27 protein-coding genes are annotated in these 26,679 nt (G+C 70.4%); 8 read left to right on the top strand and 19 right to left on the bottom strand.

Features of this window, described 5'->3' with window-relative positions:
- Positions 1–3: 3 nt before the first annotated feature.
- Both OG589_RS09270 and OG589_RS09265 read left to right on the top strand, forming a co-directional pair.
- Positions 4–636 carry a trimeric intracellular cation channel family protein gene (locus OG589_RS09270; protein ID WP_405147901.1) on the top strand — a complete coding sequence of 211 codons (633 nt, stop codon included), beginning with the start codon at positions 4–6 and terminating at the stop codon, positions 634–636.
- Between the two features lie 265 nt (positions 637–901).
- Positions 902–1,330, top strand: a complete 429-nt coding sequence (locus OG589_RS09265; RefSeq protein WP_405147900.1) for a DUF3592 domain-containing protein — start codon at positions 902–904, stop codon at positions 1,328–1,330.
- Between the two features lie 50 nt (positions 1,331–1,380).
- Here OG589_RS09265 and OG589_RS09260 read toward each other — a convergent pair whose 3' ends face one another.
- The 6 genes from OG589_RS09260 to OG589_RS09235 form a co-directional block, all read right to left on the bottom strand.
- Positions 1,381–2,325 carry a threonine/serine dehydratase gene (locus OG589_RS09260; RefSeq protein ID WP_405147898.1) on the bottom strand — a complete coding sequence of 315 codons (945 nt, stop codon included), beginning with the start codon at positions 2,323–2,325 and terminating at the stop codon, positions 1,381–1,383.
- A gap of 96 nt (positions 2,326–2,421) precedes the next feature.
- Positions 2,422–3,027: a response regulator transcription factor gene (locus tag OG589_RS09255; protein ID WP_405147896.1), complete on the bottom strand. Its 606-nt coding sequence runs from the start codon at positions 3,025–3,027 to the stop codon at positions 2,422–2,424.
- Positions 3,028–3,057: 30 nt separating this feature from the next.
- Positions 3,058–4,203, bottom strand: coding sequence for a sensor histidine kinase (locus tag OG589_RS09250; protein WP_405147894.1), 1,146 nt, complete (start codon positions 4,201–4,203; stop codon positions 3,058–3,060).
- 2 nt (positions 4,204–4,205) lie between these two features.
- Positions 4,206–4,943 carry an ABC transporter permease gene (locus OG589_RS09245; protein WP_405147892.1) on the bottom strand — a complete coding sequence of 246 codons (738 nt, stop codon included), beginning with the start codon at positions 4,941–4,943 and terminating at the stop codon, positions 4,206–4,208.
- Positions 4,944–4,946: 3 nt separating this feature from the next.
- Entirely contained in the window at positions 4,947–5,837 is an 891-nt protein-coding gene (locus OG589_RS09240) for an ABC transporter ATP-binding protein (RefSeq protein WP_405147890.1), read from the bottom strand.
- A 287-nt stretch (positions 5,838–6,124) separates the two neighbouring features.
- Entirely contained in the window at positions 6,125–6,532 is a 408-nt protein-coding gene (locus OG589_RS09235) for a phenolic acid decarboxylase (RefSeq protein ID WP_405147888.1), read from the bottom strand.
- 244 nt (positions 6,533–6,776) lie between these two features.
- Between OG589_RS09235 and OG589_RS09230 the strand changes: the two genes are divergently transcribed.
- From OG589_RS09230 to OG589_RS09210, 5 genes are all read left to right on the top strand, one after another.
- Positions 6,777–7,289, top strand: coding sequence for a SigE family RNA polymerase sigma factor (locus tag OG589_RS09230; RefSeq protein WP_405147887.1), 513 nt, complete (start codon positions 6,777–6,779; stop codon positions 7,287–7,289).
- Positions 7,286–8,227, top strand: coding sequence for an endolytic transglycosylase MltG (mltG, locus tag OG589_RS09225; protein WP_405147885.1), 942 nt, complete (start codon positions 7,286–7,288; stop codon positions 8,225–8,227). Before OG589_RS09230 ends, mltG begins: the two co-directional genes overlap by 4 nt.
- A gap of 223 nt (positions 8,228–8,450) precedes the next feature.
- Positions 8,451–8,975, top strand: coding sequence for a PadR family transcriptional regulator (locus tag OG589_RS09220; RefSeq protein WP_405147884.1), 525 nt, complete (start codon positions 8,451–8,453; stop codon positions 8,973–8,975).
- Positions 8,972–9,655, top strand: a complete 684-nt coding sequence (locus tag OG589_RS09215) for an ABC transporter ATP-binding protein (protein ID WP_405147882.1) — start codon at positions 8,972–8,974, stop codon at positions 9,653–9,655. Before OG589_RS09220 ends, OG589_RS09215 begins: the two co-directional genes overlap by 4 nt.
- Complete coding sequence (locus OG589_RS09210; protein ID WP_405147881.1) at positions 9,652–12,024, top strand: FtsX-like permease family protein; 2,373 nt, start codon at positions 9,652–9,654, stop codon at positions 12,022–12,024. Before OG589_RS09215 ends, OG589_RS09210 begins: the two co-directional genes overlap by 4 nt.
- Positions 12,025–12,114: 90 nt before the next feature.
- Here the strand turns inward: OG589_RS09210 and OG589_RS09205 are convergent, their stop codons facing one another.
- The 4 genes from OG589_RS09205 to OG589_RS09190 form a co-directional block, all read right to left on the bottom strand.
- Positions 12,115–12,780, bottom strand: a complete 666-nt coding sequence (locus OG589_RS09205; RefSeq protein ID WP_405147880.1) for a class I SAM-dependent methyltransferase — start codon at positions 12,778–12,780, stop codon at positions 12,115–12,117.
- Positions 12,781–12,894: 114 nt separating this feature from the next.
- The gene (gene hisG, locus OG589_RS09200; protein WP_405147878.1) at positions 12,895–13,740 is read right to left on the bottom strand and encodes an ATP phosphoribosyltransferase; all 846 of its coding nucleotides are present in this window, start codon (positions 13,738–13,740) and stop codon (positions 12,895–12,897) included.
- Between the two features lie 64 nt (positions 13,741–13,804).
- Complete coding sequence (locus tag OG589_RS09195) at positions 13,805–14,068, bottom strand: phosphoribosyl-ATP diphosphatase (protein WP_248961442.1); 264 nt, start codon at positions 14,066–14,068, stop codon at positions 13,805–13,807.
- Between the two features lie 148 nt (positions 14,069–14,216).
- Positions 14,217–16,634, bottom strand: coding sequence for a glycosyl hydrolase 2 galactose-binding domain-containing protein (locus tag OG589_RS09190; protein ID WP_405151996.1), 2,418 nt, complete (start codon positions 16,632–16,634; stop codon positions 14,217–14,219).
- A 348-nt stretch (positions 16,635–16,982) separates the two neighbouring features.
- Here OG589_RS09190 and OG589_RS09185 point away from each other — a divergent pair, with 348 nt between their 5' ends.
- A complete protein-coding gene (locus OG589_RS09185; RefSeq protein ID WP_405147877.1) occupies positions 16,983–18,005 on the top strand; it encodes a LacI family DNA-binding transcriptional regulator in 1,023 nt (340 codons plus the stop codon).
- Positions 18,006–18,104: 99 nt separating this feature from the next.
- Here OG589_RS09185 and OG589_RS09180 read toward each other — a convergent pair whose 3' ends face one another.
- From OG589_RS09180 to OG589_RS09140, 9 genes are all read right to left on the bottom strand, one after another.
- Positions 18,105–19,754: a DEAD/DEAH box helicase gene (locus OG589_RS09180; protein ID WP_405147875.1), complete on the bottom strand. Its 1,650-nt coding sequence runs from the start codon at positions 19,752–19,754 to the stop codon at positions 18,105–18,107.
- A 362-nt stretch (positions 19,755–20,116) separates the two neighbouring features.
- Complete coding sequence (locus tag OG589_RS09175) at positions 20,117–20,479, bottom strand: metal-sulfur cluster assembly factor (protein ID WP_405147873.1); 363 nt, start codon at positions 20,477–20,479, stop codon at positions 20,117–20,119.
- A gap of 70 nt (positions 20,480–20,549) precedes the next feature.
- Complete coding sequence (sufU, locus tag OG589_RS09170; protein ID WP_405147872.1) at positions 20,550–20,987, bottom strand: Fe-S cluster assembly sulfur transfer protein SufU; 438 nt, start codon at positions 20,985–20,987, stop codon at positions 20,550–20,552.
- A gap of 3 nt (positions 20,988–20,990) precedes the next feature.
- Positions 20,991–22,253 (bottom strand): cysteine desulfurase, encoded by a 1,263-nt coding sequence (locus tag OG589_RS09165; RefSeq protein WP_405147870.1) that lies wholly within the window; start codon positions 22,251–22,253, stop codon positions 20,991–20,993.
- A complete protein-coding gene (gene sufC, locus OG589_RS09160; protein ID WP_405147868.1) occupies positions 22,250–22,996 on the bottom strand; it encodes a Fe-S cluster assembly ATPase SufC in 747 nt (248 codons plus the stop codon). Before sufC ends, OG589_RS09165 begins: the two co-directional genes overlap by 4 nt.
- On the bottom strand, positions 22,997–23,335 hold the full coding sequence (locus OG589_RS09155; RefSeq protein ID WP_405147867.1) for a non-heme iron oxygenase ferredoxin subunit: 339 nt from the start codon (positions 23,333–23,335) through the stop codon (positions 22,997–22,999). It lies immediately after the preceding gene.
- Positions 23,332–24,453: a Fe-S cluster assembly protein SufD gene (gene sufD / locus OG589_RS09150; protein ID WP_405147865.1), complete on the bottom strand. Its 1,122-nt coding sequence runs from the start codon at positions 24,451–24,453 to the stop codon at positions 23,332–23,334. Before sufD ends, OG589_RS09155 begins: the two co-directional genes overlap by 4 nt.
- A 2-nt stretch (positions 24,454–24,455) precedes the next feature.
- Positions 24,456–25,868, bottom strand: coding sequence for a Fe-S cluster assembly protein SufB (gene sufB / locus OG589_RS09145; protein WP_405147863.1), 1,413 nt, complete (start codon positions 25,866–25,868; stop codon positions 24,456–24,458).
- On the bottom strand, positions 25,865–26,641 hold the full coding sequence (locus OG589_RS09140; protein ID WP_405147861.1) for a helix-turn-helix transcriptional regulator: 777 nt from the start codon (positions 26,639–26,641) through the stop codon (positions 25,865–25,867). The genes sufB and OG589_RS09140 overlap by 4 nt, the downstream gene beginning before the upstream one ends.
- Positions 26,642–26,679: the final 38 nt, after the last annotated feature.

Raw genomic sequence — 26,679 nt, 5'->3', positions numbered from 1 at the left:
CCTATGACCGGAACCACGCTGCTGCTCTCGCTGGACCTCACCGGCACACTCGCGTTCGCGCTCAACGGCGCGATCACCGGGGTCAGGGCCGCCCGGCTGGACATCATCGGGATGCTGGCACTGGGCATGGTGACCGCGCTCGGCGGCGGCATCGTGCGCGACATCCTGATCGGCGCGCTACCGCCCGCCACGTTCAGCGACTGGCGCTACCTGACGGTAGCCGCCGCAGGGGCACTCGTCGCGTTCTTCCTCAGCAAGCACCTGCGCCGGTATGCCCTGGCCATCGAACTGGCCGACGCCGCCGGGCTGAGCCTGTTCTGCGTCACCGGCGCCAGCAAGGCCCTGGAACACGGACTCGGCCCTGCGCAGGCCGTCATTCTCGGGGCCATCACCGCCGTCGGCGGCGGGACGGTCCGCGACGTGCTGGTGGGCCGGGTCCCGGCAGTGCTCACCAGTGGCCTGTACGCCATCCCCGCCCTCGCCGGGGCCACGATCGCGGTTGTATCCATGCGCACCGGCGACTACGGCGTCCCGGCCGCGCTGGGGGCTGCGCTGGCCTGCTTCCTCATCCGCGTCCTGGGCATCAGGTACGACCTGAATGCCCCCAAAGCACGCGAGGTCAGGAACCCGAAATGACACCGGCCGCGCACGGTTCGACCTCGACACCACGGACCCCATCTCGGTGCCGATTAGCGCGGGCGGCGGGATCGTCAAGACCGTCCCGGCGAACGTCTCCCGTCCGGACATCGGGGCCACCTTCCCGCCCACGGCACACCCTTACGTCCTCGCCCGTACCACAAGCGGCTCGCAGGACGCGGGGTTCACGAAGTGGGACGAGCCGTCCGGGGGCCGGGCAGCCCGATGCAAGCCATGATCAAGCGCCGTCCCCTACGGTTGCGGGGTGTCGGACAACGCGGCGTTCATCATCGGGGCCATCGGTCTGACCATGGCCGTTCTCGGGGGCGCGGTCATCTTGAACGCCCGTGACTTCCGCAGGCGGGCGCGGCGCGGCCGGGGCCAGGTCGTCCGGCTGCGCGCGGTCCGGACCGGCGGGACACGGAGGGAGAGGCGGCACAGCGCCGTCTACCACCCGGTCCTGCGGTTCACGACCGACAATGGCGAGCAGGTCGAGGCCGAGTCGCCCGTCGGCAGCAACCCGCCGCCCGCCAGTCCCGGCGACCGGGTCCCTATCATCTACGACCCGGCCGACCCGACTCAGGTGCGCATCGACAGCGCGCTCGGCGGCGGAACGCTGCTCGGAACGCTCCTCATCGGCTTCGGGCTGCTGCTGCTCGTCCTGGGCGTGCGCGCGGGCATCGCCTCCCTCTAGAGGGCGACGAGCACGGTGTCTCGACCAGGGTGAAGGCCGGGATGGGGACGTCAGTCGTGGGTCAGCGCCTCTGCGTAGGCGCCTGGGGTGATGTTGCGGCCGGACAGCACGACGACGAGGCGTCCGCTGATCTCCACCTTGCCGGCCAGCACGGCGGCGACTCCGCAGGCCCCGGCGCCCTCGGCGACCAGCCCGTGCGCGGTGAACAGCCAGCGCAGGGCCGCGCGGATCTCGGAGTCCGTCACCGAGGTGAGCTCCACCGGCCCCGCGCCGAGCAGGCCGGGCGTCACGCAGCCGGCCTCCACATTGCCGGTGATGCCGTCGGCGATGCTGTCGCCGATCTCCAGGCGGACGATCCGCCCGGCGGCGACCGAGGCCGAGACGGCCCGGGACACGCTCGACTCCACTCCCACGATCCGTACGTCGCCGCGCTCGCGCGCCCACAGGCACAGCCCGGACAGGAGCCCACCGCCGCCCAGCGGGGCGACCACCGTCAGCGGGCCCGTCACCTGCTCGTCGAGCTCCCTGCCGATGGTGGCCTGCCCGGCGATCACACGCGGGTCGTTGTAGGCGGAGATGTAGTGGCCCGGCAGTGTCAGCGCGTACCGCTCGGCGTGATCGAAAAGGGTGCCGTGCCGGACGAGCGTGACCGGGTATGACTCGATCTTCGCCACCTTCGCGGGCGAGGCGGTCTCGGCGACGACCACGGTGACCTCGGCGCCCGCCCGTGACGCGGCGTAGGCGATGGCCAGTCCGTGATTGCCGGCGCTCGCGGTGACCGCGGCCATCCCCTCGGGCAGCGCGGCCAGGGCCGCCAGCGCCCCTCTGACCTTGAACGACCCCGTCGGCTGCAAGGTCTCCAGCTTCAGAAGCGCGCCCGGCGCCAGACTCGACGGCACCACGGAAGTCGGCGCAAGGAGCTCGCGCACGGCGCGCCAGGCATGCTCCAGATCGTGCGGCTCCGGCGGCCGTACTGCGCGCACGGTGACGGTCATGTGCCTACCCCCGACGGTGGACGACGCCAGAGAGCAATATGCAGCCTCTCATAGGCCTTGTCCAGGAGGGGCCGGTCAGTAGAGGACCCCGTACGGTCAGAGCCAGCCCTGGGACTGGGCGCGCTGGACGGCCTCGATGCGGTTGCGGGCGTGGGTCTTCTGGATGGCGGAGGAGAGGTAGTTGCGGACGGTGCCCTCCGACAGGTGGAGGCGCAGGGCGATGTCACCGATCGTAGAGCCGTCGACGGCGGCACCGAGGACGTCCCGCTCGCGCTGGGACAGCGGGTTCGGCCCGGCGCTCAGCGCGGCGGCGGCCAGGGCGGGGTCGATCACCCGCTCCCCCGCGAGCACGCGCCTGATGGCGGCGGCCAGTTCCCTCGCGGGACTGTCCTTGACCATGAAGGCCGAGGCGCCCGCTTCCATGGCCCTGCGGAGGTAGCCGGGCCTGCCGAAGGTCGTGAGGATCATCACGCGGCAGCCGGGCACCTCCTGGCAGATCCGCGCCGCGGCCGCGATGCCGTCCATCACCGGCATCTCGATGTCGAGCAGTGCGATGTCGGGCCGGGCCGAGAGCGCGACGGCCACGGCCTCCTCGCCGTTGGCGGCCTCGCCGACGACCTCGATGTCGGGCTCCAGGCCGAGCAGGGAGGCCAGCGCCCCCCGGACCATCGCCTGGTCCTCGGCGAGCACGACCCTGATCATCAAATCTCCTGAATTGTCGAAGGCCGAACGTCAGGCCCGTGAGTCTACGGCGACCGGCACCAGCACCCAGAGGCGGAAGCCGCCCTCCGGACGCGACCCGGCGTCCACGGAGCCGCCCGCCGCCTCGACGCGCTCGGCCAGCCCGCACAGCCCGCTTCCCGCCTCGTACGGCCCGGCGTGGGGCCCGTTGTCGGCGATCTCCAGGGCCGCCCCGCCGTCGTCGTACGACACGGTGATCTCGCACCTGCTCGCCCTGGCGTGCCGTACGACGTTGGTGACCCCCTCGCGCACGGCCCAGCCGAACAGGCCGTCGAGGACGTCGGGCAGCGGGGTGCCCGCCATGCGGACGGTGACGGCCACCCCGGCGGCGTCCAGCGCCGCGCGGGCGTTGTCCAGCTCCTCCGACAGCCCGCGCTGGCGGTAGCCGGTGACGGCCTCGCGCACCTCCTGAAGGGCGAGCCGCGCCACGGACTCGATGTCACGGATCTCGTCGGCCGCCCTGGGCGAGCCCTGCTCGGAGAGCCGCCCGGCCAGCTCGCTCTTGAGCACGATCAGCGACAGGCTGTGCCCGAGCAGGTCGTGCAGGTCGCGAGCGATGCGAAGGCGTTCCTCACCTGCCGCGAGCCGCGCCACCTCGCCCTGGGCCTGATGGAGCTGGACCACCAGGACCCGGGTGTTGCGCACGCTCATGAACAGCACCCCGAGGGTGATGACCTGCAGCACCAGAAGCGAGATGGTACCGCCGTCGGCCCCGGTGAAGTGCCCGCCGACGAGCACGACGGCGACCATTCCGGCCATCCCCGCCAGTGCCGCCCGCAGGGGCAGGGCCATGCTGATCACGACGGTGACGTAGATCGGCAACGCCAGCCACCCGCCTCCGAAGAGGAACGGGAACACGATCGCCATCAGCGTCGTCAGGCCGAGCAGCGGCAGCGTCCAGCGGCCCGGCTGACCGTAGTTCTTCGGGCTCATCACGGTGGCGATGTACGACGCGACGAAGGCCACCAGCGCGGCGACCTCCGCGTACGCCTTGAAGCCGGTGACGCTCCCCGAGGTGATGTCGGCGATCGGGTAGAACAGGTAGACCAGCCCGAAGGACATGCCCATGAGGCGCCTCCAGCGGGACGGCCTCTCCTCCGTCCCGCCGAAGGTGAAGATCTCGCCCAGACGGCTCACGGTCAGCCCCGTACCGTCGCCCTGCGGTAGGCGTAGACCGCCAGGCCGCACAGCGCGACCGCCCAGCCGAGGATGCCGGCGACCGCCGACGCGGGCGGCGCGTGGCCTGCGACGATCTCCCACCCGATGTCGGCGTAGTCGTAGGAGGGAAGCACGTGGGCGATGGTACGCATGGTGGCGGGCAGCATGTCGACGGGGAACCACAGGCCGCCGAGCAGCGCGAGGCCGAACATCCCGATGATCGCCAGCGGCTGGGCGGTGTCCGGCGGTACGAGCGAGCCGATGATGAGGCCGAGCGCGGCGAACGGGATCGTCCCGGCCCACATGATCGGGATCAGTGCGGCCCACTGCCCGGCGGTCAGCGAGACGTGCTGGGTGACCACCGCGGCCAGGACGACCAGCAGCAGCGCGGGCAGCACCAGGAGCAGCGACGAGATCAGCTTGGTGACGATGATCATCCAGCTCGGCAGCGGGGTGATCTGGAGCTGGCGCAGCCAGCCGCTCTGCCGCTCCTGCGACCACGGCACGGCGGTCGACATGATGGAGGCGGCCAGCGCGCCGTACGCGGCCATCGACACCATGAGGATCACGCTGGCCCGCACCCCGGTGGCCTCGTCGACCTGGCCACCCCAGAGGTTGGAGTAGAGCAGGTAGAAGCCGACGGGAAACGCCACGACGAAGATGATGTAGCGCTTGTTGCGCAGCATCCGGATGGCTTCGAGCTTGACGTAGTTCAGCATGGCTCAGGCCTCCGCGGACTGGGTGAGGGCGAGGAAGGCGTCCTCCAGATCGACCCCGTTGATCTGGAGACCGCGCACGTCCAGCGTGGTCTTACGGTAGAGCGCGGCCACGGTGGCGTCGACGTCGGCCGTGCGCAGCGTCACCGTGCCTGAGACGATCTCGACGCCGGTGACCCCCGGCAGCGCGTCGAGCCCGGCCGCCGACTGGCCGCCGAGCGAGAACCCGACCGCGCTCCCGCCGACACCCGCCTTGATCTGCGCGGCCGTACCGTCGGCCACGACCTTGCCCCTGGCGACGACGATCACGCGGTCGGAGTTCTCGTCGGCCTCTTCGAGGTAGTGGGTGGCGAACAGGACCGTGTGGCCCTGCGCCGCGTAGGTCCGCATGCTTCCCCAGAAGGCCCGGCGCGACTCCACGTCCATCGCGGCGGTCGGCTCGTCGAGGACGAGCAGCTTGGGCGCCCCCGCGATGGCCAGGGCGAACCTCACCCGCTGGCTCTGCCCGCCGGACAGCTTGCCGGCACGCCGGGAGGCCAGATCGGTCAGATCGGCCATCTGGAGCACCTGGTCGAGCGGCAGCGGGGCCGGGTAGAGGCGCCGGATGAAGTCGATCAGCTCCCGCACCGTGAGCTCGGGGATCAGTGTCCCCTCCTGGAGCATCGCGCCGATCTCCCCGCGCGCGACCGCCTCGTCCGGGGAGCGGCCGAAGACCCGGATCTCACCGGCGGTCGGCCGGATGAGCCCGAGCAACATGTTGATGGTCGTCGACTTGCCCGCCCCGTTCGGACCGAGGAGGGCGACGGTGCGCCCTTGCTCCATGGTGAGGCTCAGGCCGTTCACGGCGTGCACCTCACCGTAACTCTTGCTCACGTCGGCAAGCGCTATGGCGTTCATGTCCTCAACGGTAGGGAAAGCCGAGCAAGATCCTCAGTGCCGCGAATCCGCTGTTGACAATGACATTTGTCATCCGCCCTTGGTCCTTCGCCCTGGCAGTCCCTCGCCCCTGGGAGACGAGCTACAGGCTGGGCGAGCAACACTCGCTCGCGCCGTCGAGCGGGCCACATCCCTCGCCCCCGGAGAGGAGCTACAGGCGGGCGGGCAACACTCGCTTGCGCCGTCAAGGGGGTGCCGGGCGGGCTTGGTACCCCTCGTCACGGTCCGTGGCAACGCCCGGACAAGCGCTAAAGCACCTCGAAGTAGCCGTCGTCGTCCAGGATGCGCCGGGGCCAGTCCTGACCCTGTGACGCAAGCCCCCTGATCTTCTCGACGAACGCCGGGTCCTGGTTGTCGCCGCGATAGACGGTGAAATCCGCGGCCAGCCACGCCGGGATCGCCGCGAAGCGGTGCGACGTCTGCGTCTCCAGGTACCACGTGACATGGACGAGCGCGCCGCTCTCCTCGTACCAGGCCGTGGTCTCGATTCCCGGCGCCACCCGCTGGTAGTACATCCACTGGATGGCGTGCCGTCCCGCGTGCGGGCCCTCTTTCAAGGTGTACTCGATGACGTCGGGCCCCACGATGACCGGGTCGAACACCCACCCGTCGGCCAGATACCAGCGCAGCCGCGCCCCGAGAATGCTGGTGAGCATCCCGATCACCTCCTGGAACACGACAACAGCCGAGAGCCCTCACTGCGGCTACCAGGACACTTCCCAACCGCCCGCCCTGTCAGTCAGCCGCCACGGTGACGAACGACAGACGAACTCGCCCGTGAGCCACCGAAAGGGACCCAGTGTCCTGCCCAGGGCCCGTCCTCACCGGAACCCACGGCCATGGCGGCATAGATCGACGTCCTGTCCACGTCCTTGCTTGATGACACAGTAAGGAGGACGGGTGGATCCAGGATTTGAGGCGGACTTCCGGGAGTTCGTCATCGAACGATCAGGGGCCCTGTTCCGTACCGCTTACCTGCTGACCGGTGACCGGCACGCCGCCGAGGACCTGGTGCAGTCGGCGCTGGCGAAGACGGCCGCGAAGTGGCGCGGTCTGCGCGACCCGGCGGCCATCGAGGGTTACGTCCGCCGCGTCATGTACCACGAACAGGTGAGCTGGTGGCGACGACGTTCCCGCGTCGCGGAAGTGGCCACCGGATGGCTGCCCGACCAGATCGGCGAGGGGCATGCCGAGATCGTGGACCTTCGCCTGGTGATGCGGGCGGCCCTCGCCCGGCTGACGCCCCGGCAGCGGACCATGCTCGTGCTGCGCTACTTCGAGGACCTGTCCGAGACCGAGATCGCACGGCTGCTCGGTGTCAGGGTGGGGTCGGTCCGCAGCCAGATCTACCGGTCGCTGGAGCGCCTGAAGAAGGCCGCACCCGAACTGAGCACCGTGAGGGAGTTGCGATGAGCATCGAGGACCTGTTGCGCGAGACCCTTTCCGACATGGCCCAGGAGGAACAGCCGCCCCCGCCGGGCCGGTTCCTCCGGGTCCGCGTGGCCCGGCCGTACCGCCGCGGCCTCGCCTTGGCGGCGGCCGCGTCCGTCGCCGTGATGGCCGTCGGATCCACGCTCGTGGTCGAACGGCTCTCCTCTCGGGTGGCCACCCCCAGCGGGCTGGGTACCGACAAGGCGCTCGTGGAGCCCGAACACGCGCGGATCGCTCTGACGGTGAGAGAAGGAGCGCGGCTCTCGCAGATCTTGGAGCAGCTTTCGACCGCCACGGGCAAGCCTGTGGCGGAGTTCGAGCGTGCCGCCAAGGACGGCAGGTCGCTGGGCCTTCCTTCCTACGCCGGAAACGCGCTGGAAGGGTTCGTCTTCCCCGCGACCTATGAGGTCTCGCCCAAGTCGAGCCCCGAGGCGCTTCTCGCCGCGATGGTGACACGCTTCGATCGCGCCGCCGAGGACGCCGGCCTGGTGGAGGGCGCCAGGCGTGCCGGCCGTACGCCACGGGAGATCGTGACCATCGCCAGCATCGTCCAGGCCGAGTCGGGCGACAGGCGCGACATGCCCAAGGTCGCGCGGGTCATCTACAACCGGCTGAACCGCACGCCCGAGATGAGGCTGCAACTGGACAGCACCGTCCTGTACGGCCTGGACAAGTTCGGCATCAGGGCCTCGAACGAGGATCTCAAGAGCCGGTCAAAATACAACACCTACGCGCACCCCGGCCTGCCGCCCGGTCCCATTGGCAATCCGGGTGACGACGCCATCAAGGCCGCCCTGAACCCCGCCCCCGGCCCCTGGCTGTTCTTCGTGACGACCGACCCGAAAAGGGGCATCACGAAGTTCACCGACTCCGAATCCGAATTTTTCAAGCTGGCGCAGGAGCTCAGCAAGAACCGGTGATGGAGCGGCGCGGCCAAGTCGCCGATCCACCGGCCGCGCACTCCCGCCATCGGCCCGGCGCCCGGTCATCGGACTTCCGCGCCGTCACGAGGAAGGTGCTCGCCCGCCTCGCCCGGAGTGGGACGCCGTCTCCGGACAGGTGAGGTCAGCCGGCTACGAACCCGCCGGACCCCATGGCCATGAGTAGACACTCAAGGTATACGTGGTGTGTATAGTCGCTGGCATGTCGATTGGACAGACGTTCCTCGGTCTCCTGGAGTCGGGTCCCCGTCACGGATACGACCTCAAGCGGGCGTACGACGACCGGTTCGGCCATACCCGGCCGCTCCATTTCGGCCAGGTCTATGCCACGTTGTCGCGGCTGTTGAAGGACGGCCTCGTCGAGCTCGACGGCATCGAGCCGGGCGAAGGGCCTGAGCGCAAGCGGTACGCGGTCACCACGGCCGGGGTCACGGACGTGGAGCGGTGGCTGGCGTCCGCGGAGAAGCCAGAGCCGTATCTGCAGAACACGCTCTACACCAAGGTGGTGCTGGCGGTACTGACCGGCCGTCCCGCGGCCGATCTGCTCGACGTGCAGCGCGCCGAGCATTTGCGGCTGATGCGCGAGCTCACCAGCCGCAAGGCCTCCGGCGACCTCGCGGAGCAACTCATCTGCGACCATGCGCTGTTCCATCTCGAAGCCGACCTGCGCTGGCTGGAACTCACGTCCGCCCGGCTCGACGACCTGGCGAAGGAGGTGCGGAGATGACGGAGACGCCGTTGCTGGTCGCCGAGGACCTTCGCAAGTCCTTCGGGCCGACCCCCGCGTTGGACGGTGCTTCGCTGGCCGTGAGAGCCGGCGAGGTCGTCGCGATCATGGGTCCGTCCGGGTCGGGGAAGTCGACTCTGCTGCACTGCCTGGCCGGCATCGTGCGGCCGGACTCCGGGCGGGTGCGCTATCAGGGCCGGGACATGTCGGCGATGTCCGACGCCGAGCGCAGCGCTCTGCGCCGCACCCGGTTCGGCTTCGTCTTCCAGTTCGGTCAGCTCGTGCCGGAACTCACCTGCCTGGAGAACGTGGCCCTTCCGCTGCGTATGGAACGGGTCCGCCGCCGAGACGCGGAGCGCCGGGCCGCCGAGTGGTTGGATCGGCTTGAGATGGGCGACGTGGCCGGCAAGCGGCCGGGCGAGGTCTCCGGCGGCCAGGGGCAGCGCGTGGCCGTCGCCCGGGCCCTGGTCACCAGCCCACAGGTGATCTTCGCCGACGAGCCGACCGGCGCCCTCGACTCGCTCAACGGCGAACGGGTGATGCGGCTGCTGACCGAGGCCGCACGCGACACCCGTGCCGCGGTGGTGCTGGTGACCCACGAGCCGCGGGTCGCGGGCTACTCCCACCGGGAGGTCGTGGTCCGCGACGGCCGCACCCGCGACCTGGAGAGGGCACTGTGAGCGTGCGCGTCGATCACATGGGCGCGGCCGATGACGGTGCGGCTCCGAGCAGGTTCGCGGGCATGAAGGACATGTTGCTCGGCGCCCGGCTGGCGTTCGCCGGCGGCCGTGACGGCTGGACGCGCGCGGTGCTCACCGCCGTCGGCGTGGGCATCGGCGTGGCGCTGCTCCTGCTGGCCGCCGCGGTGCCCGGCGCGCTGCAGGCCCGGCACGTACGCACCGACGCCCGTGACGAACTCCGGCTCGGCAAGCCGATCCCCGCGGCGGCCGACACCATCCTGGTCGCGAGCATGGACATGCCCTTCCGCGGCGAGCCGGTGCGCGGACGGCTCCTCCGCCCCGAGGGTCCGCGGGCGCCGGCCCCGCCGGGCGTCGCGGTGCTTCCCCGGCCCGGCGAGGTGATCGTCTCACCGGCGTTGAAGGAGCTGCTCGACTCGCCCGACGGTCGCCTGTTCGCCCCCCGGCTGGGCGGCGCGCGCGTCATCGGGACGATCGCGGACGAGGGTCTCGCCGGTCCCGGTGAGCTCGCGTTCTATCTGGGCAGCGACCGCGACGTGCTTCCCGCCGACCGGGTGAGCCGGATCAACGCGTTCGGCGGCAACGGCTCGCCTGGCGAAGCGCTGGGGCCGACCCTCACTCTCTTGGTAGTGATCGCTTTCGTCGTGCTCCTGCTGCCCATCGCGGTCTTCCTCGGCGCCGCGGTGCGCTTCGGCGGTGAGCGCCGCGACCGCCGGCTGGCCGCCCTCCGGCTGATCGGCGCCGACCGGCGGATGACCCGGCGAATCGCCGCCGGCGAGGCGATGGTCGGCGCGCTGCTCGGCCTCGCCGCCGGTGGCGCGCTGTTCCTCGCCGGTCGCCAGGTGGTGCCACTGGTCACCCTCTGGGACATCAGCGTGTACGCCGGGGACGTGCGTCCCGCTCTCCCGCTCGTCATGGCGATCGTGCTGGCGGTGCCCGCGGTCGCGGTCGTGGTGAGCATGATGGCGTTGCGGGGCGTCGCCATCGAACCTCTCGGCGTGGCGCGGCGGGCGACCCCGGCCCGCCGCCGGCTCTGGTGGCGGCTGCTTCTGCCCGGAGCCGGCCTTGCCATGCTCTATCCGATGGCGGACGGGTTCAGCGCGGCGAGCGGCAGCGCCACCGACTACCAGGTCGCCGCCGGGGCCGTACTGTTGCTGGTCGGCGCGATCACGCTGCTCCCCTGGCTGATCGACCTTGCCGTACGGCGGCTGCGCGGCGGCCCGGTGGGCTGGCAACTCGCCATCCGCCGGCTGCAACTCGACAGCGCGACGTCGGCCCGCCTGGTCAACGGAATCGCGGTCGCGGTCGCGGGCACCATCGGCCTGCAGATGCTGTTCACCCCGGTGCGGGATCAATTCGTCCAGCAGACCGGGCAGGACGTCACCCGGGCACAGGCGCTGGTATGGATTTCCAGCACGCCCGATCCCGAGCGGTCAGCGGCCCGCCTGCGCGCCACCACAGGGGTGACCGGCACCACCTGGACGCTCGTGGCGCCTGTCACGACCGAATCCCCCGTCGACTCGGGCGCCGAACGGCAGCCCTCCTTCGACGAGGTGCTCATCGGCGACTGCACCTCGCTGGCCGAGTTCGCCGGCCTTGGCAAGTGCTCCGACGGCGACGTGTTCCTCGCCCGGACGAGACCGGGCGACGCGACGCCGGATGACGCCTTCCGCCCCGGCACCCGAGTGACCGTAGGGGCCGAGACTTCACCGTGGACGCTGCCATCCGGCACCCGGACCGTCGCGGCACGCACAGACCCCTCCGGTAGCCTCCGCGACACCATCTTGGCCACCCCGCGCGCCATCGACTGGGCCGCCCTGTCCGGGATCACCAGCACCGCGTTCGTCGGCCTCGACCCCGATGACCCCGACGCGCTGGAGCGGCTGCGCAACACGGTGGCGGAGATCGATCCGCTCGGGTCGGTCAGCACCTTGTCGGCCACCGAGGAGGCGAAAAGGTTCACCAACATCCGGCGTGGCCTCTACATCGGGATCGTGGTGACCCTCCTTCTGATCGCCGCGAGCATGCTGGTCGGAACCCTGGAGCAGTTGCGTGAACGACGCCGGCTGCTGGCGATGCTGGTCGCGGTCGGCACCCCGCGCAGCTCCCTGACATGGTCGGTGCTCTGGCAGACCCTCATACCGGTCGCGATAGGGCTGATCCTCGCGGCGGTCTTCGGGCTGGGCCTCGGGATGGTGCTGCAGCGCATGGTCGGCATGCCGGCCTCCATCAACTGGTCGGTGGTCGGCCTGTCGACCGGGCTCGGCGCCGCCGTGGTGCTGCTGGTCACCGGGCTGAGCCTGCCGACTCTGTGGCGGCTGACCCGGCCGGAGGGCCTGCGCACCGAGTAGGCACACCAGGCGCGACGATCAAGGCCGCGCCACCGGCTGCCCGACGCCGATCCGGCCAGGCAGGCGAATCGCAAGGACACCGGCCTGCTCTCAGCCTCGTCCCGCCCTCATACGGGCGCGCCGCGCGGAGAAGAACGCGACCGCGCCGTCACGGTCGACGCTGATCTCGTCAAGCCCGGCCGCGGCGAGCCAGGACGCCAGCTCCACGGCCGTGCCCACCGTCCCGAAGGTCCCGCTCCGCTGGAACAGCGAGATCGCCACGTCCTGCCGCAGGCCGCCCCCGCGCACGACCGCGGTTCCCTCCAGCCGCCCGCCCGGCCGCAGGACGCGAGCCATCTCGGCGAGAGCCGCCGGCGGATCGGGAAAGCAGTGCAGGCCGAAGTAGCTGAGGCACAGATCGAAGCAGCCCTCCCGATGCGGCAGCGCGATCACGTTCGCCTGCGCGAATCCGATCGTCCGCAGCCGGTGTCGCCGCGCGTTGGCCCGGGCCCGCCGCAGCATCACCGGGGACAGGTCGAGCGCCACATAGCGGTAGGAACCGTCCTTCGGCAGGCCGCGCAGGGCGATGCCTCCCCCGCAGGGGACATCGAGCACCAGACCACCGTCCACCAGAGTTCGCAGGCCGCCGACCTTACGGTAGAAGCGCCCCAGGTCCGCTCCCCACAGCAGTCTGCCGCCGATCCGGCCGAGCCGCTCACGCTCGACGCCGAAGTCGTAAACCCGAGCGGTCAGCCGGGCATGCCGCCAGTCACCCATAAGCCAACCTTCCCCCCTCCCCCGGCCGCCGCCAAGCGCTCTCCTCGAAAGGCGGTGAGGACGTGCCGCCCCTTGACCCCTTCGATGGGAGGGAAGTGGGCGGAGAGTGGAAGCTCAGATGCGGCAGGCGAAGATGGCGGTGGCCAGGACCGCCTTGGCGCCGATCTCCCAGAGTTGGTCCATCACCTGCTGGTGGCCCTTGCGGGGCACCATGGCGCGGACGGCGACCCAGCCCTCGCGGTGCAGCGGGGAGACCGTGGGCCCCTCCATGCCCGGCGTGATCGCGATGGCCTCGTCGATGCGCTCGGCGCGGATGTCGTAGTCGATCATGACGTAGTCGCGGGCGACCAGCACGCCCTGCAACCGCCTGATCAGCTGCTGGACCCCGTTGGTCTCCACGGCGCCCACCTGCTTGATCAGAGCGGCCTGGGAGTGGGCGATCGGCTCGCCGAAGACCTCCAGGCCGACGTTGCGCAGGGTGGTGCCGGTCTCGACGACGTCGGCCACGGCGTCGGCGACGCCGAGGCGGATCGCGGTCTCCACCGCGCCGTCGAGCTTGATCACCCTGGCCTCGACGCCCATCTCGGCGAGGTACTTGCCGAGCAGGCCCGCGTAGGAGGTGGCGATGCGCATGCCCTCAAGGTCCTTGACCGTGGAGAACCTGCCGGCGCCGGCGGCGAATCGGAAGGTGGAGACGCCGAACCCCAGCGGCATGATCTCCTCGGCGGGGGCACCGGAGTCGAAGAGCATGTCGAGCCCGGTGATGCCGACGTCCAGCGTGCCCTCGCCGACGTAGACGGCGATGTCGCGGGGACGCAGGAAGAACAGCTCGCAGGAGTTGTCGGGGTCGACGACCACGAGCTCCTTGGAGTCCTTGCGCGGGCGGTAGCCCGCTTCCTTGAGGATGGTCTGGGCGGCCTCTGTGAGGGCGCCCTTGTTGGGTACGGCGAGGCGGAGCATGGCTTGTAGGTATTCCTTCGGATCGGAGAGGACGAGGTCGGTCGCGCAGGCCGGAAGGACCGGCCTACAGATGCTTGTAGACCTCGTCGAGCCCGATGCCTCGGGCGATCATGAGAACCTGCACGTGGTAGAGGAGCTGGGAGATCTCCTCCGCCGCCCGGTCGGTGGACTCGTGCTCGGCCGCCATCCAGCTCTCGGCGGCCTCCTCCACGACCTTCTTGCCGATGGCATGGACGCCGGCGTCCAGGGCCGCGACGGTGCCCGACCCCGCGGGGCGGGTGCGCGCCTTGTCCGAAAGCTCGGCGAACAGCTCTTCGAAGGTCTTCATGATCTCTCTCACGTAGGTGTGCCTGCCCCGTCAAGAGTAGTCGTCCACGGGTGGAAGGCGTGCTAACCACCCGCTTCGCCCGATCAGGCCGGGCCCCTCCGGCGTGGCTCCGCCGGGCGGCGGGGCATCCAGGAGGTGCTTAATCGGTTCAGCCCTGGGAATGAGGGGCCTCGTTGACGCAGCGCAGCACCGGATAGGAGGTCAGCGCGGCGAGGTCCAGCCCCCCCGGGGCCCGTACGAGGAAGGTGGCGGAGGAGCCCGGGAGCAGGGTGATCAGCATGTCGTCCACCTCGGCGGCGGGGTCGAGCCGGTCGGGGAACAACGCCAGCTCGCGCACCAGCGTCCGCGCGGTCACGGTCACCCGCACCCCGCCGGGCATGGGCTCGGCCGCCACGTCGAACTCCGCCTCGGGAAAGGCCACCTCCGGGTCCTCGGCGAAGAACCTCAGGGCGCTCTGGTCGCCGAGCCGAGCCGTCAGCACCTCCTTGGCGGGGTCGGCGGCCGTCGTGAGCGCGCCGGGGAGGGGTACGGGCAGGGTGCCGCGCGCGGGGACGGTGACCGGGAACGTCCCCTCGGCCAGCGGCTCCCCGGTCAGGTCGCGGCGGACCACCGACAGCTCGCCCGCCCACGCCTCGGCGCCGTCGTTGACCACGACCACCGAGGAGTCCTGGATGGTCAGCAACCGGTCGGCGTAGACCCGGCGCAGCGCGTACCACAGGGGTTTGCGGCGGGCGTCGCCGTCGACCGCCGCCCACGAGACCACCGGCCAGCAGTCGTTGAGCTGCCAGACGATCGTGCCCATGCAGTACGGCGCGAGCGAGCGGAAGCGCTCGATGCCGAAGGCCATGGCGCGGGCCTGGTTGAGCTGGGTCAGGTAGTGCCAGTCGTCGAACGTCACCGGCGCCGGCAGGTGGTCGCCGAGGCCGCGCAGCAGCTTGGCGTTGCCGTCGAGGGCCTTCTGGTGGTGCAGCACGCCGGGAGAGTCCGGGGTCAGCGGGTCGTCGCCGAGGGCGCGGCGCAGCGTGGCGTAGGCGGGCGGGCCCTGGAAGCCGAACTCCGCGACGAACCGGGGACGGTACGCCCCGTAGCGCAGGTAGTCCTCACGGTTCCACACGTCCCAGATGTGGACGGTGCCACGGGCGGGGTCGTTGGGCGGCGCGTCAGGCTCGCCGGAGTACGGGCTGCCCGCCCAGTACGGCCGGGCCGGGTCCAGCTCGGCGACCAGCCGGGGCAGCAGGTCGTAGTAGAACCCGGCGCCCCACGTCCGCCCGTCGAGCCTGTCGCGCCAGCCCCAGTCGGCGAAGCCCTCGATGTTCTCGTTGTTGCCGTTCCACAGCACCAGGCTCGGGTGGGGCGAAAGGCGCACGATCGCGTCACGCGCCTCGGCCTCCACCTCCGAGGCGAAGGGCTCCTCCTCGGGGTAGGCCGCGCAGGCGAAGGGGAAGTCCTGCCAGACCAGCAGCCCGAGCCGGTCGCAGAGGTGGTAGAAGTCCGTGCTCTCGTAGAGGCCGCCGCCCCAGACCCGCAGCAGGTTCAGGTTGGCCTCGCACGCCTGCCCGAGCCGCTGGGCGAGCCTCTCGGGGGTGATCCGCGTGGGGAAGCAGTCGTCGGGGATCCAGTTGGCCCCCCTGACGAAGACCGGCGCGTCGTTGACGACGATCGTGAAGGCGTCGTCCTCCCGGTCGAGCCGGACCGACCGGAACCCGACGTCCCTGGTCCACTCGTCCAGGACCCCGCCGCCCTCGGTGGCCTCGCTCAGGCGCACGGTCAGCGGGTAGAGCGGCTGCCCGCCGTACCCCCGGGGCCACCACAGGTCCGGCTCCGGCACGGCCAGCTCCAGTACTGCCTCATGCTCCCCCGGCGCGAGCCGCGCCTCGGCGCGGGCGCCCGCCACGGACGCGGTCACGACCAGGGGGACCTCGGCCGGGCGCTCCACCGTGACGTGCGCCTCCACGCGGCCGTCGCGCCCGTCGAGCGTCACCACCGGGCGTACGGCGGACAGGCGGGCGCCGCTCCAGGCGTGCAGGCCGATCGGCCGCCAGATGCCGGAGGTGACCAGGGTCGGCCCCCAGTCCCAGCCGAAGTTGCACGCCATCTTGCGGATGAACTGGTAGGGCTCGTCGTAGGCGCCGGGCAGGTCGCCGAGCTCCGCCCGCCGCCGCGCGGCGTAGGCGTACGGCGAGCCGAACCGCACCTGGAGCGTGTTCTCGCCCTCGCGCAGCAGGTCGCGCACGGGGAAGCGGTAGAACCGGTGCATGTTGGCCGTGGCCGCCACCTCGGCGCCGTTGAGGATCACGGTCGCCACGGTGTCCAGGCCGTCGCAGACCAGGTCGACGCGGTCCGCGCCCGCCCCCGCGTGCCAGGTGAAGGACGTCTCGTAGGCCCAGGTGGTGCGGCCGATCCAGGTGAGCCGGTGCTCGTTGTCGGAAAGGTAGGGATCGTCGATGAGACCGGCCGCGAGCAGGTCGGTGTGCACGCAGCCGGGGACGGTGGCCGGGATGCCGGCGATGTCCACCTCGTCCGATACGGCGGTCAAGGTCCAGCCGTCGTGCAGCGGACGGTACATGCTCACGTGGTTCTCCTTCGAAGGTCAGCCCTTGAGGCCGGACGGCGCGATGCCGAGGTGCGTTCCTGAAATGGTGGCCGCCGCGACCGCCGGACCGTCGTTCACACTCGACCCTCCTTCGGGAAGGCGCTGAACCGGATAAGTAACGTGAAACTACGACCGGTATGTCAAGGGTGTCAACGGGGCGCTGACGTCCAGTCCGATCCTTGACGCGTTCCCATGCGTCGGTTCAGCTCCGTACGCCACCCTGCCCGGCAGCCGGCCACCGTGAGCGATTACTCCGGCGCGGCGGCATAGTAAGGTACGGACAGTCGCGCTTGGTCTAGACCGGTTCAGCGAGGGGGCCCTGTGAAGCGACCGACGATCGCTGACATCGCCAGGCGGGCGGGCGTCTCCAAGGGCGCGGTGTCGTACGCCCTGAACGGCCAGCCCGGGGTCTCCGCGTCCACGCGGGCCCGCATCCTGGCCATCGCGGACGAGATCGGCTGGCGGCCCAACAGCGCCGCCCGGGCGCTGAACGGCGCGAGGGCCAACACCGTGGGGCTCGCCCTGTGCCGCCCGGCCCGCTTCCTCGGCGTCGAGCCGTTCTTCATGGAGCTGATCAGCGGCATCGAGGGCGAGCTCTCCGCCCGCTCGTACGCCCTGATGCTCCAGGTGGTCACCGACCACGACGAGGAGATGGCGGTCTACCGCCGCTGGTGGGGCGAGGGCCGCGTCGACGGCGCGATCCTGGTCGACCTGCACTTCGCCGACCCGCGCGTGAGCGAGATGGAGTCCCTCGGCATGCCGGTGGTGGTGCTCGGCCACCCCTCGGAGTCGGGGTCGCTGGTGCCCGTCTGGTCCGACGACGGCGCGGCCGTCCGCGAGACCGTGCAGTACCTCACGGCGCTGGGCCACCGCCGCATCGCCCGGGTGGCCGGCCTGCCGAAGCTCGTGCACACCGTGCTCCGCGACCAGGCCTTCGGCGCGGTCTGCGCGGAGCTCGGCCTGTCCGAGGCGCTCACCGTGCACACCGACTACACCGGCGAGGAGGGGGCCCGCGCGACCAGGCGGCTGCTCAGCTCGGCCTCCCGGCCCACCGCCGTGGTCTACGACAACGACATCATGGCGGTGGCGGGGCTGTCGGTGGCCCAGGAGATGCGTCTGGACGTCCCGGGCGACCTGTCGATCGTCGCCTGGGACGACTCGCCGCTGTCGCAGGTGGTCAGGCCGCCGCTGACCGCGCTGACCCGCGACATCCCGGCGTACGGGGCGCACGCCGCCCAGCGGCTGCTGTCGCTGATCGAGGGCGGCCTGGTGGCGGGGTTCGAGGACAGCGCCGCCCGCCTGACCCCGCGCGGCAGCACCGCTCCCCCACCCGCCCTGCCCTGACCTATGGCCGCATGACGAAGGCCCAGGCCGGCGGGGTGCCGTCCTGGGCCTTCTCAACGATCAGCCGGTCTCAGCCGGGCAGGCCTTCCAGAAGGAAGGTCAGCGGCCGTAGCCGCGACCGCCGGAGCGGTCGGACGAGCCCGTGCCCGAGCGGCCGCCGCGGTAGCCCGAGCCGCGCGTGCCGGGCGAGCCGCGGAACTCGCCGCGGTTCTCCGGGCGACGCTCGGGACGGCCGTCACCGCGGGACTCCGTGCCGCGCGTTCCCGAGCGGTAGCCCTCGGCCGGACGCTGGCCCTGGAGGCCGCCGTCACGGCGCTCGCCGTCCTCGCGGGAACGGTCGTGGAACCGGCGCGGACGGCGGTCGCCGCCGCCGTGCCCGCCGCCCTCGCGGCGGGGGCGCTTCGCGGCCGGGGCGGCGGGCTCCCACACGGGGATCTCCACGCCGCTCGGCTGCTGGGCGCCCGCCACCTCGGCCAGGCGCGGGTGGCCCGGCGTGGCCTTCAGGCGGAACGGCTCGACGCCGGCCCTGCGGGTCATCGACTCGGTGGAGCGGCGCTCGTTCGGCAGCACGAGGGTCATGACCGTGCCGCGCTCCCCGGCGCGGGCCGTACGGCCGCCCCGGTGCAGGTAGCTCTTGTGGTCCATGGGCGGGTCCACGTGCAGGACCAGGCTGACGTCATCCACGTGGATGCCGCGGGCGGCGACGTCGGTGCAGACGAGCACGCCGATGGTGCCCTCGCGGAACTCGGCCAGGATGCGGGTGCGCTGGTTCTGCCGCTTGCCGCCGTGCAGGCCTCCGGCGCGGACGCCGACCCGGGCGAGCTGCTTCACCAGGCGGTCGACGCCGTGCTGGGTGCGCACGAACATGATCGTGCGGCCCTCGCGGTTGGCGATCTCGGCGGTGATCGCGAACTTGTCGTCGCGGGTCACCTGGAGCACGTGGTGCTCCATCGTGACGACCGACGAGGTGGCCGGCTCCAGCGAGTGCGTCACCGGGTCCTTGAGGAAGCGGCGGACGAGCTTGTCGACGTCGCCGTCCAGGGTCGCGGAGAAAAGCAGGCGCTGGCTGTCGGAAGGAGTCTGCTCCAGCAGGGCGCTGACCACGGGGAAGAAGCCGAGGTCGCACATGTGGTCGGCCTCGTCGATCACGGTCACCCGCACGTCCTCCAGCGAGCACTCGCCCTGCTGGATGAGGTCGGTGAGCCGCCCGGGAGTGGCGACGACGATCTCGACGCCGCGGCGCAGGGCCTCGATCTGCCTGCCCATGGACATGCCGCCCACGACGGTCTTCATGCGCAGGTACAGGCCCCGGCCGAGGGGCTCCAGGGCGTCGGTCACCTGCATGGCCAGCTCGCGGGTGGGGACCAGGACGACGGCGAGCGGGCGGCGCGGGGCCGCCTTGGTGCCGGCGACGAGGGCCATGGTCGGCAGGCCGAACGCCAGGGTCTTGCCCGAGCCGGTCTGGCCCCGGCCGAGCACGTGGCGGCCCGAGAGGATGTCGGGGATGGTGGCCCGCTGGATGGGGAACGGGCTGGCGATGCCCTGGCGGGCGAGGCCCGTCACCAGGGGCTTGGGGAGGCCGAGAAGGGTGAACTCCGACGGGCCGGCGGGGGTCTCACCCGTCGTCGCCTCGGCGGAGCCGGCGGGAGCCGCGGTCACGGGGCCCGTGTTGCCGGACACCGCCTGGTCCGGCAGCGCGGTCGGCGCCGCCTCATCGTGCCCGGCGCCGGTCAGGGCGTTAGCGGGCATGGCGGCGTTAATGCTGGTCACGATATGTCGTGCCTTTCGATCGAAGAGACATGGCACGTCACTTCTGCGAAAGGACGAGCCGGGGCGTACGGCGTGCGCCGTACTGGAACACATGGGCGTCCGGGGGGACGCCGAGTGGTGCGTTCATCGCGACACGCGAGCACCACTCATCATGGGCGACACGGAGTCTAACCCAACCTGGTCGGGCCGCGATCAAGCGGGTACGGCCACCGTCCGGCGGTCAAGCGCCGGACACGGCCGTACCACAGTCGAGCAAGGGCCGGGAGAGACGCCCGTTGAACGTCACGCGCAGAACCCGGCGGATGGAACGCCGTCCCGGCGGTGACCGGGACGTTAGATGATCAGACGTTGAAGCCGAGCATGCGAAGCTGCTCGCGCCCGTCATCAGTGATCTTGTCAGGCCCCCACGGGGGAAGCCAGACCCAATTGATCTTCACGTCGGAGACCATGCCCTCCAGAGCGGAATGTGCCTGCTCCTCGATGACATCGGTAAGCGGGCAGGCCGCGCTGGTCAGCGTCATGTCGAGGGTCGCGACCGGCGCCGCGCCAGAATCTCCGGCGTCAAGATTCACACCATACACCAAGCCGAGGTCAACGACGTTGATTCCCAGCTCCGGGTCGACGACGTCCTTGAGGGCTTCGAAGACCTCTTCCAGCGTCGTATCACCGTCGAACCCGGTGGGGGTCTCCACGGGCTTGCTCACGCCGCCTCCTCGCCTATCGCCACTCCGGCCGCCCGCCGGCCGCTGCTATCGACACGCTCTTCACGTGCGTTCACGCTGAGCTCCTCACCACCGCGTCCTTGTAGGCCATCCAGGCCAGCAGGGCGCACTTGACCCTGGCCGGATACTTGGCCACGCCGGCGAACGCCACGGCGTCCCCCAGCACGTCCTCATCGGCCTCCACCTGGCCCCTGCCCTGCATGAGCCGGGTGAACTCGTCGACGACCACGAGGGAGTCCTCGACGGTCGATCCCGTGGTCAGCTCGTGAAGCACCGACGCGGCGGCCTGGCTGATCGAACAACCCTGACCATCGTAGGAGACGTCCTCGACCTTACCGCCATCGCCCAGCTTGACCCGCATCGTGACCTCGTCGCCGCACGTGGGGTTCACGTGGTGGACCTCGGCGTCGTACGGCTCACGCAGGCCTCGGCCCTGCGGGTGCTTGTAGTGCTCCAGGATCAGCTCCTGGTACAGCGACTCGGCGATCATGTCTTACCCGAACACCTTCTGGACGTGGTGGAGGCCTCGGACCAGCGCGTCGATCTCGTCCGTGGTGTTGTACAAGTAGAAAGACGCCCGCGTGGTCGCCGGTATTCCGAAGCGCAGGTGCAGCGGGCGCGCGCAATGGTGCCCGACCCGCACGGCGACGCCGAACTGGTCGTCGAGGATCTGCCCCACATCATGGGGGTGTATGCCGGGGATCGTGAACGAAAGAGTGCCACCGCGCTCCTCGGCCGTCGTGGGACCGATGATGCGCAGCCCCGGGAACTCGCCCAGGGCCGACAGGCCGTAGACCGTGAGCTCGTGCTCGTGGCGCTGGATCTCGTCCATGCCGATGGCCGAGAGGTAGTCGACGGCGGCGCCGAGCCCTATCGCCTCGACGATCGGCGGCGTGCCGGCCTCGAACTTGTGCGGCACCGGGGCGAACGTCGAGTGGTCCATCCAGACCGCCTCGATCATCTCGCCCCCGCCGAGGAACGGCGGCATGGCGTCGAGCAGCTCGTGCCGCCCCCACAGGACCCCGATGCCGGACGGGCCGACCATCTTGTGCCCGGTGAACGCCACGAAGTCGACCCCGAGCGCCGCGACGTCGACGGCCCGGTGGGGCACCGACTGGGAGGCGTCCAGCATCATCAGCGCGCCGACCTCGCGGACCCGCGCCAGGACCTCGGCGACCGGGTTGACCGTGCCCAGCACGTTCGACTGGTGGACGATCGACACGATCTTCGTGCGCTCGCCGACCAGGTCGTTCAGGCCCGAGAGGTCGAGACGGCCCTCGTCGGTGACGGGGAACCAGCGCAACGTCGCGCCGGTGCGCTGCGCCAGCAGCTGCCACGGCACGATGTTGGAGTGGTGCTCCATCTCGGAGATGACGATCTCGTCGCCGGGGCCGAGCTTGAACCGCTCGTCGGTGTTGGTGGGGTTGCCGAAGGCGTACGCCACGAGGTTGAGCGCCTCGGAGGCGTTCTTGGTGAAGACGACCTCGTCGCGGGCCGGAGCGCCGATGAAGGCGGCGACCTTGTCGCGCGCGCCCTCGTAGGCCTCGGTCGACTCGCTTCCCAGCACGTGCAGGGCCCTGCCGACGTTGCTGTAGTGCTGCTCCAGATGGTCACGCATGGTGTTGATGACCAGTGCGGGCTTCTGCGAGGAGTTGCCCGAGTCAAGATAGACCAGCGGCCTTCCGCCGGGCAGCTCGCGGGAGAGGATCGGGAAGTCCTTCCTGATCCTCTCCACATCGAACATGCTGTCTGTCATGCACTCGCCTTCGTGTAGTGCTCGTAGCCCTCGGCCTCGAGCTTGTCGGCGAGCTCGGGCCCGCCCTCTTCGACGATGCGGCCGGCCGAGAAGACGTGGACGAAGTCCGGCTTCACGTAGCGCAGGATGCGGGTGTAGTGCGTGATCAGCAGCACGCCGGTGTCGCCGGCCGCGCCGAAGCGGTTGACGCCCTCGGAGACGACGCGCAGTGCGTCGACGTCGAGGCCGGAGTCGGTCTCGTCGAGAATGGCGATCTTCGGCTTGAGCAGCTCGAGCTGGAGGATCTCGTGGCGCTTCTTCTCGCCGCCGGAGAAGCCCTCGTTGAGGTTGCGCTGGGCGAAGGCGCTGTCGATGGACAGGGCGTCCATGCCGGCCTTCAGCTCCTTGGTGAACACGCGCAGCTTCGGCGCCTCACCGCGCACGGCCGTGACGGCGCTGCGCAGGAAGTTGGACACCGAGACGCCGGGCACCTCGACGGGGTACTGCATGGCGAGGAACAGGCCCGAGCGGGCGCGCTCGTCGACCTTCATGGACAGCACGTCCTCGCCGTCGAGGGTCACCGTGCCGGAGGTGATGGTGTACTTCGGGTGACCGGCGATCGCGTAGGCGAGCGTCGACTTGCCGGAGCCGTTAGGGCCCATGAGGGCATGGGTCTCCCCTGAGCGGACGGTCAGATTGACTCCGCGCAGGATCTCCTTGTCCTCCACGGCGACATGCAGGTCACGAATTTCCAGGGTGGACACTTAAGACTCCCCATTTTCGTCATTGTCAGCGCTGTCGAGCGAGACGAGCACGTCATCGCCTTCAAGCTTCACTCGGTAGACAGGGACCGGCCGCGTCGCGGGCGGGCCGGTGGGCTTGCCGGAGCGGATGTCGAAGCACGAGCCGTGCAGCCAGCACTCCAGCGTGTCGTCGTACACCTCGCCCTCGCTCAGCCTCACCTCGGCGTGCGAGCACACGTCGTGCAGGGCGAACACCTCGCCGTCCTTGCGGACGAGCGCGACGGGCTTGCCCTCCACCTCGACGCCCACGACGCCCTCATCGGGGATGTCGGTGAGGGAGCAGACCTTCACGAACGTCATCGCGCGAGCTCCGCCTCCACCGCCGCGAGCACGCGGTCGCGGATCTCCTCGACCTCGATCTTCTCGATCAGCTGGGCGAAGTACCCGCGGATGACAAGGCGGCGCGCCTCGTCGTACGGGATGCCCCGCGCCTGGAGGTAGAAGATGTGCTCGTCGTCCATGCGGCCCGACGCCGAGGCGTGGCCGGCCCCCGCGACCTCACCTGTGAGGATCTCGAGGTTGGGCACCGAGTCGGCGCGGGCGCCGTCGGTGAGGATGAGGTTGCGGTTGAGCTCGTAGGTGTCGGTGCCGGTGGCCTCGACGCGGATGATCACGTCGCCGATCCACACGGCGTGCGCCTCGTCGCCCTGGAGCGCGCCGCGGTAGTCGACGTTGCTCCGGCAGTCGGGCACGCTGTGGTCGACCAGCAGGCGGTGCTCGAGGTGCTGGCCGGCGTCCACGAAGTAGAGGCCGTTCAGCTCAGCGTCGCCGCCGCGCCCGGTGTAGGACACCGACGGCGACATGCGTACGAGGTCGCCGCCCATGGTGACGACGAAGCTCCTGAACGTCGCGTCCCTGCCGAGGTGGGCGTGGTGCTGCGAGACGTGCACGGCGTCCGGCGCCCAGTCCTGCAGGCTGACGATCTTGAGCGTCGCGCCGTCGCCGACGACGAACTCGACGTTGTCGGCGTAGACCGCGCTGCCCTGGTGGTCGAGCACGACCACGGCCTCGGCGAGCGGCTCGACGACGACCACGATGTGGCCGTACGCGGCGCCGCCGCCCTCGCCGCGAAGGCTGATCACGGTTGCCTTGGAGGTCACGGCCTCCTTCGGCACCGTGATCACGGTGGCCTTCTCGAACGAGGTGTACGCCTGGACGCTCACACGGTCGGTGGGCACGTACGCCTTGCCGATGCGGGCGTCGTCACGTCCGACGGTCTCGACCGAGACCTCCGGCGCGGCCTCCACGTGGACCACGACGTTGCCGGTGACCGGCGCCGTGCCGTCGTGCAGGCCACGCAGGCGGGAGAGCGGCGTGAACCGCCACATCTCCTCGCGGCCGGTGGGGACGGGGAAGTCCGCGAGGTCGTAGGAGGACTTCCCGTGCAGCTTGGAGAGAGGCTTGGTGTCGAGGCCCATGGTCAGCCCACCGCTCCTTCCATCTGCAGCTCGATCAGGCGGTTGAGCTCCAGGGCGTACTCCATCGGAAGCTCGCGCGCGATCGGCTCGACGAAGCCGCGGACGATCATCGCCATGGCCTCGTCCTCGTTGAGCCCGCGGCTCATGAGGTAGAACAGCTGGTCGTCGGAGACCTTCGAGACCGTGGCCTCGTGCCCCATGGAGACGTCGTCCTCGCGGACGTCGACGTAGGGGTAGGTGTCCGAGCGGCTGATCTGGTCGATGAGCAGCGCGTCGCACTTGACGGTGGACGCCGAGCCCGCCGCGCCCTCCTCGATCTGCACGAGACCGCGGTAGGAGGTGCGGCCGCCGCCCCGCGCGACCGACTTGGAGATGATCGTCGAGGAGGTCTTGGGCGCGAGGTGCACCATCTTGGCGCCCGCGTCCTGGTGCTGGCCCTCGCCGGCGAACGCGACGCTCAGCGTCTCGCCCTTGGCGTGCTCGCCCATGAGGTAGACGGCGGGGTACTTCATCGTGACCTTGGAGCCGATGTTGCCGTCGATCCACTCCATGGTCGCGCCCTCGTACGCCACGGCGCGCTTGGTGACCAGGTTGTAGACGTTGTTCGACCAGTTCTGGATGGTCGTGTAACGACAGCGGGCGTTCTTCTTCACGATGATCTCCACGACCGCGCTGTGCAGCGAGTCGGAGGAGTAGATCGGCGCCGTGCAGCCCTCGACGTAGTGGACGTAGGAGCCCTCGTCGACGATGATCAGCGTGCGCTCGAACTGGCCCATGTTCTCGGTGTTGATCCGGAAGTAGGCCTGGAGCGGGATCTCGACCTGGATGTTCGGCGGCACGTAGATGAACGAACCGCCCGACCACACCGCGCTGTTCAGCGAGGCGAACTTGTTGTCGCCCACCGGGATGACCGAGCCGAAGTACTCCTTGAAGAGCTCGGGGTGCTCCTTGAGACCGGTGTCGGTGTCGAGGAAGATCACGCCCTTCTCCTCGAGGTCCTCACGGATCTTGTGGTAGACGACCTCGGACTCGTACTGCGCGGCGACGCCGGCGATCAGGCGCTGCTTCTCCGCCTCGGGGATGCCGAGCTTGTCGTAGGTGTTCTTGATGTCCGCCGGGAGCTCGTCCCAGGTGGCCGCCTGCTTCTCGGTCGAGCGGACGAAGTACTTGATCTTGTCGAAGTCGATGCCCGAGAGGTCGGAGCCCCAGCTCGGCATGGGCTTCTTGCCGAAGAGCCGCAGGCCCTTCAGGCGGAGGTCGAGCATCCACTCCGGCTCGCTCTTCAGCGCGGAGATATTGCGGACGACGTCCTCGGACAGGCCTCGGCGCGCCGTGGCACCCGCCACGTCGGAGTCGGCCCAGCCGAACTTGTAATTCCCGAGGCCTTCAAGCTCCGGGCGGTCGGTGACAGTCACCTTCCGGTCTCCTTGCTCTCAATCGCGTTCCGCGAAGTGCTTATGGTCACGTCGGAGCCGTCTGACGTGTCTACGGTCGCGCTCCGCCGAGGGTTCATCGGTACGTTCCTCTGTGAGGCGAGGGCGCGCGGGCTCACGTGTGTCGTGCACACCCCGTCGCCGTGGGCGATCGTCGCCAGGCGCTGCACGGGTGTGCCGAGCAGTTGCCCGAACGCCTCGGTCTCGGCCTCGCACAGCTGCGGGAACTCCGCCGCCACGTGCGCGACCGGGCAGTGGTGCTGGCAGAGCTGCTCGCCGCCGGACTTGGCCTGGGTGGCCGAGGCGGCGTAGCCGTCCGCCGTCAGGGCCTCGGCCAGCATGCGCACCCGCTGGTCGGCGGGCACCTCGCGCATCACAGGCTCAAGGCGCCCGACCAGACCGCTCATCTGGGATCTGGCGAACTCGGCCACGGCCTCCTCGCCCACGCGCTCCGCCAGGAAGCGCAGCGCGCTGCCCGCCAGGCCATCGTAGGCGTGCTCGAAGGCGCTGCGCCCGGCGTCGGTGATCACGAACAGCTTGGCGGGACGCCCGCGCCCCCGCTGCCCGCGAGGCCGCGCCGTGCGAGGCTCTATCATGCCTTCGGCGAGCAGAGCGTCGAGATGACGACGCACGGCCGCCGGTGTCAGCCCGAGCCGCTCGCCCAGCGCGGCGGCGTTGATCGGGCCGTGCTCCAGGATCAGCCGAGCGACGCGTGCGCGCGTGCCGCGCTCCGCGCCTTTTTCGGCGTGCGTCATCCCAGTCACGTTTTTCACAACATCAGTGTGCCGTAATT

The sequence above is a fragment of the Sphaerisporangium sp. NBC_01403 genome (assembly GCF_045040145.1).
Classification (GTDB): Bacteria; Actinomycetota; Actinomycetes; order Streptosporangiales; family Streptosporangiaceae; genus Sphaerisporangium; species Sphaerisporangium viridialbum.
This window is presented reverse-complemented; position numbering and strand designations above follow the sequence as displayed.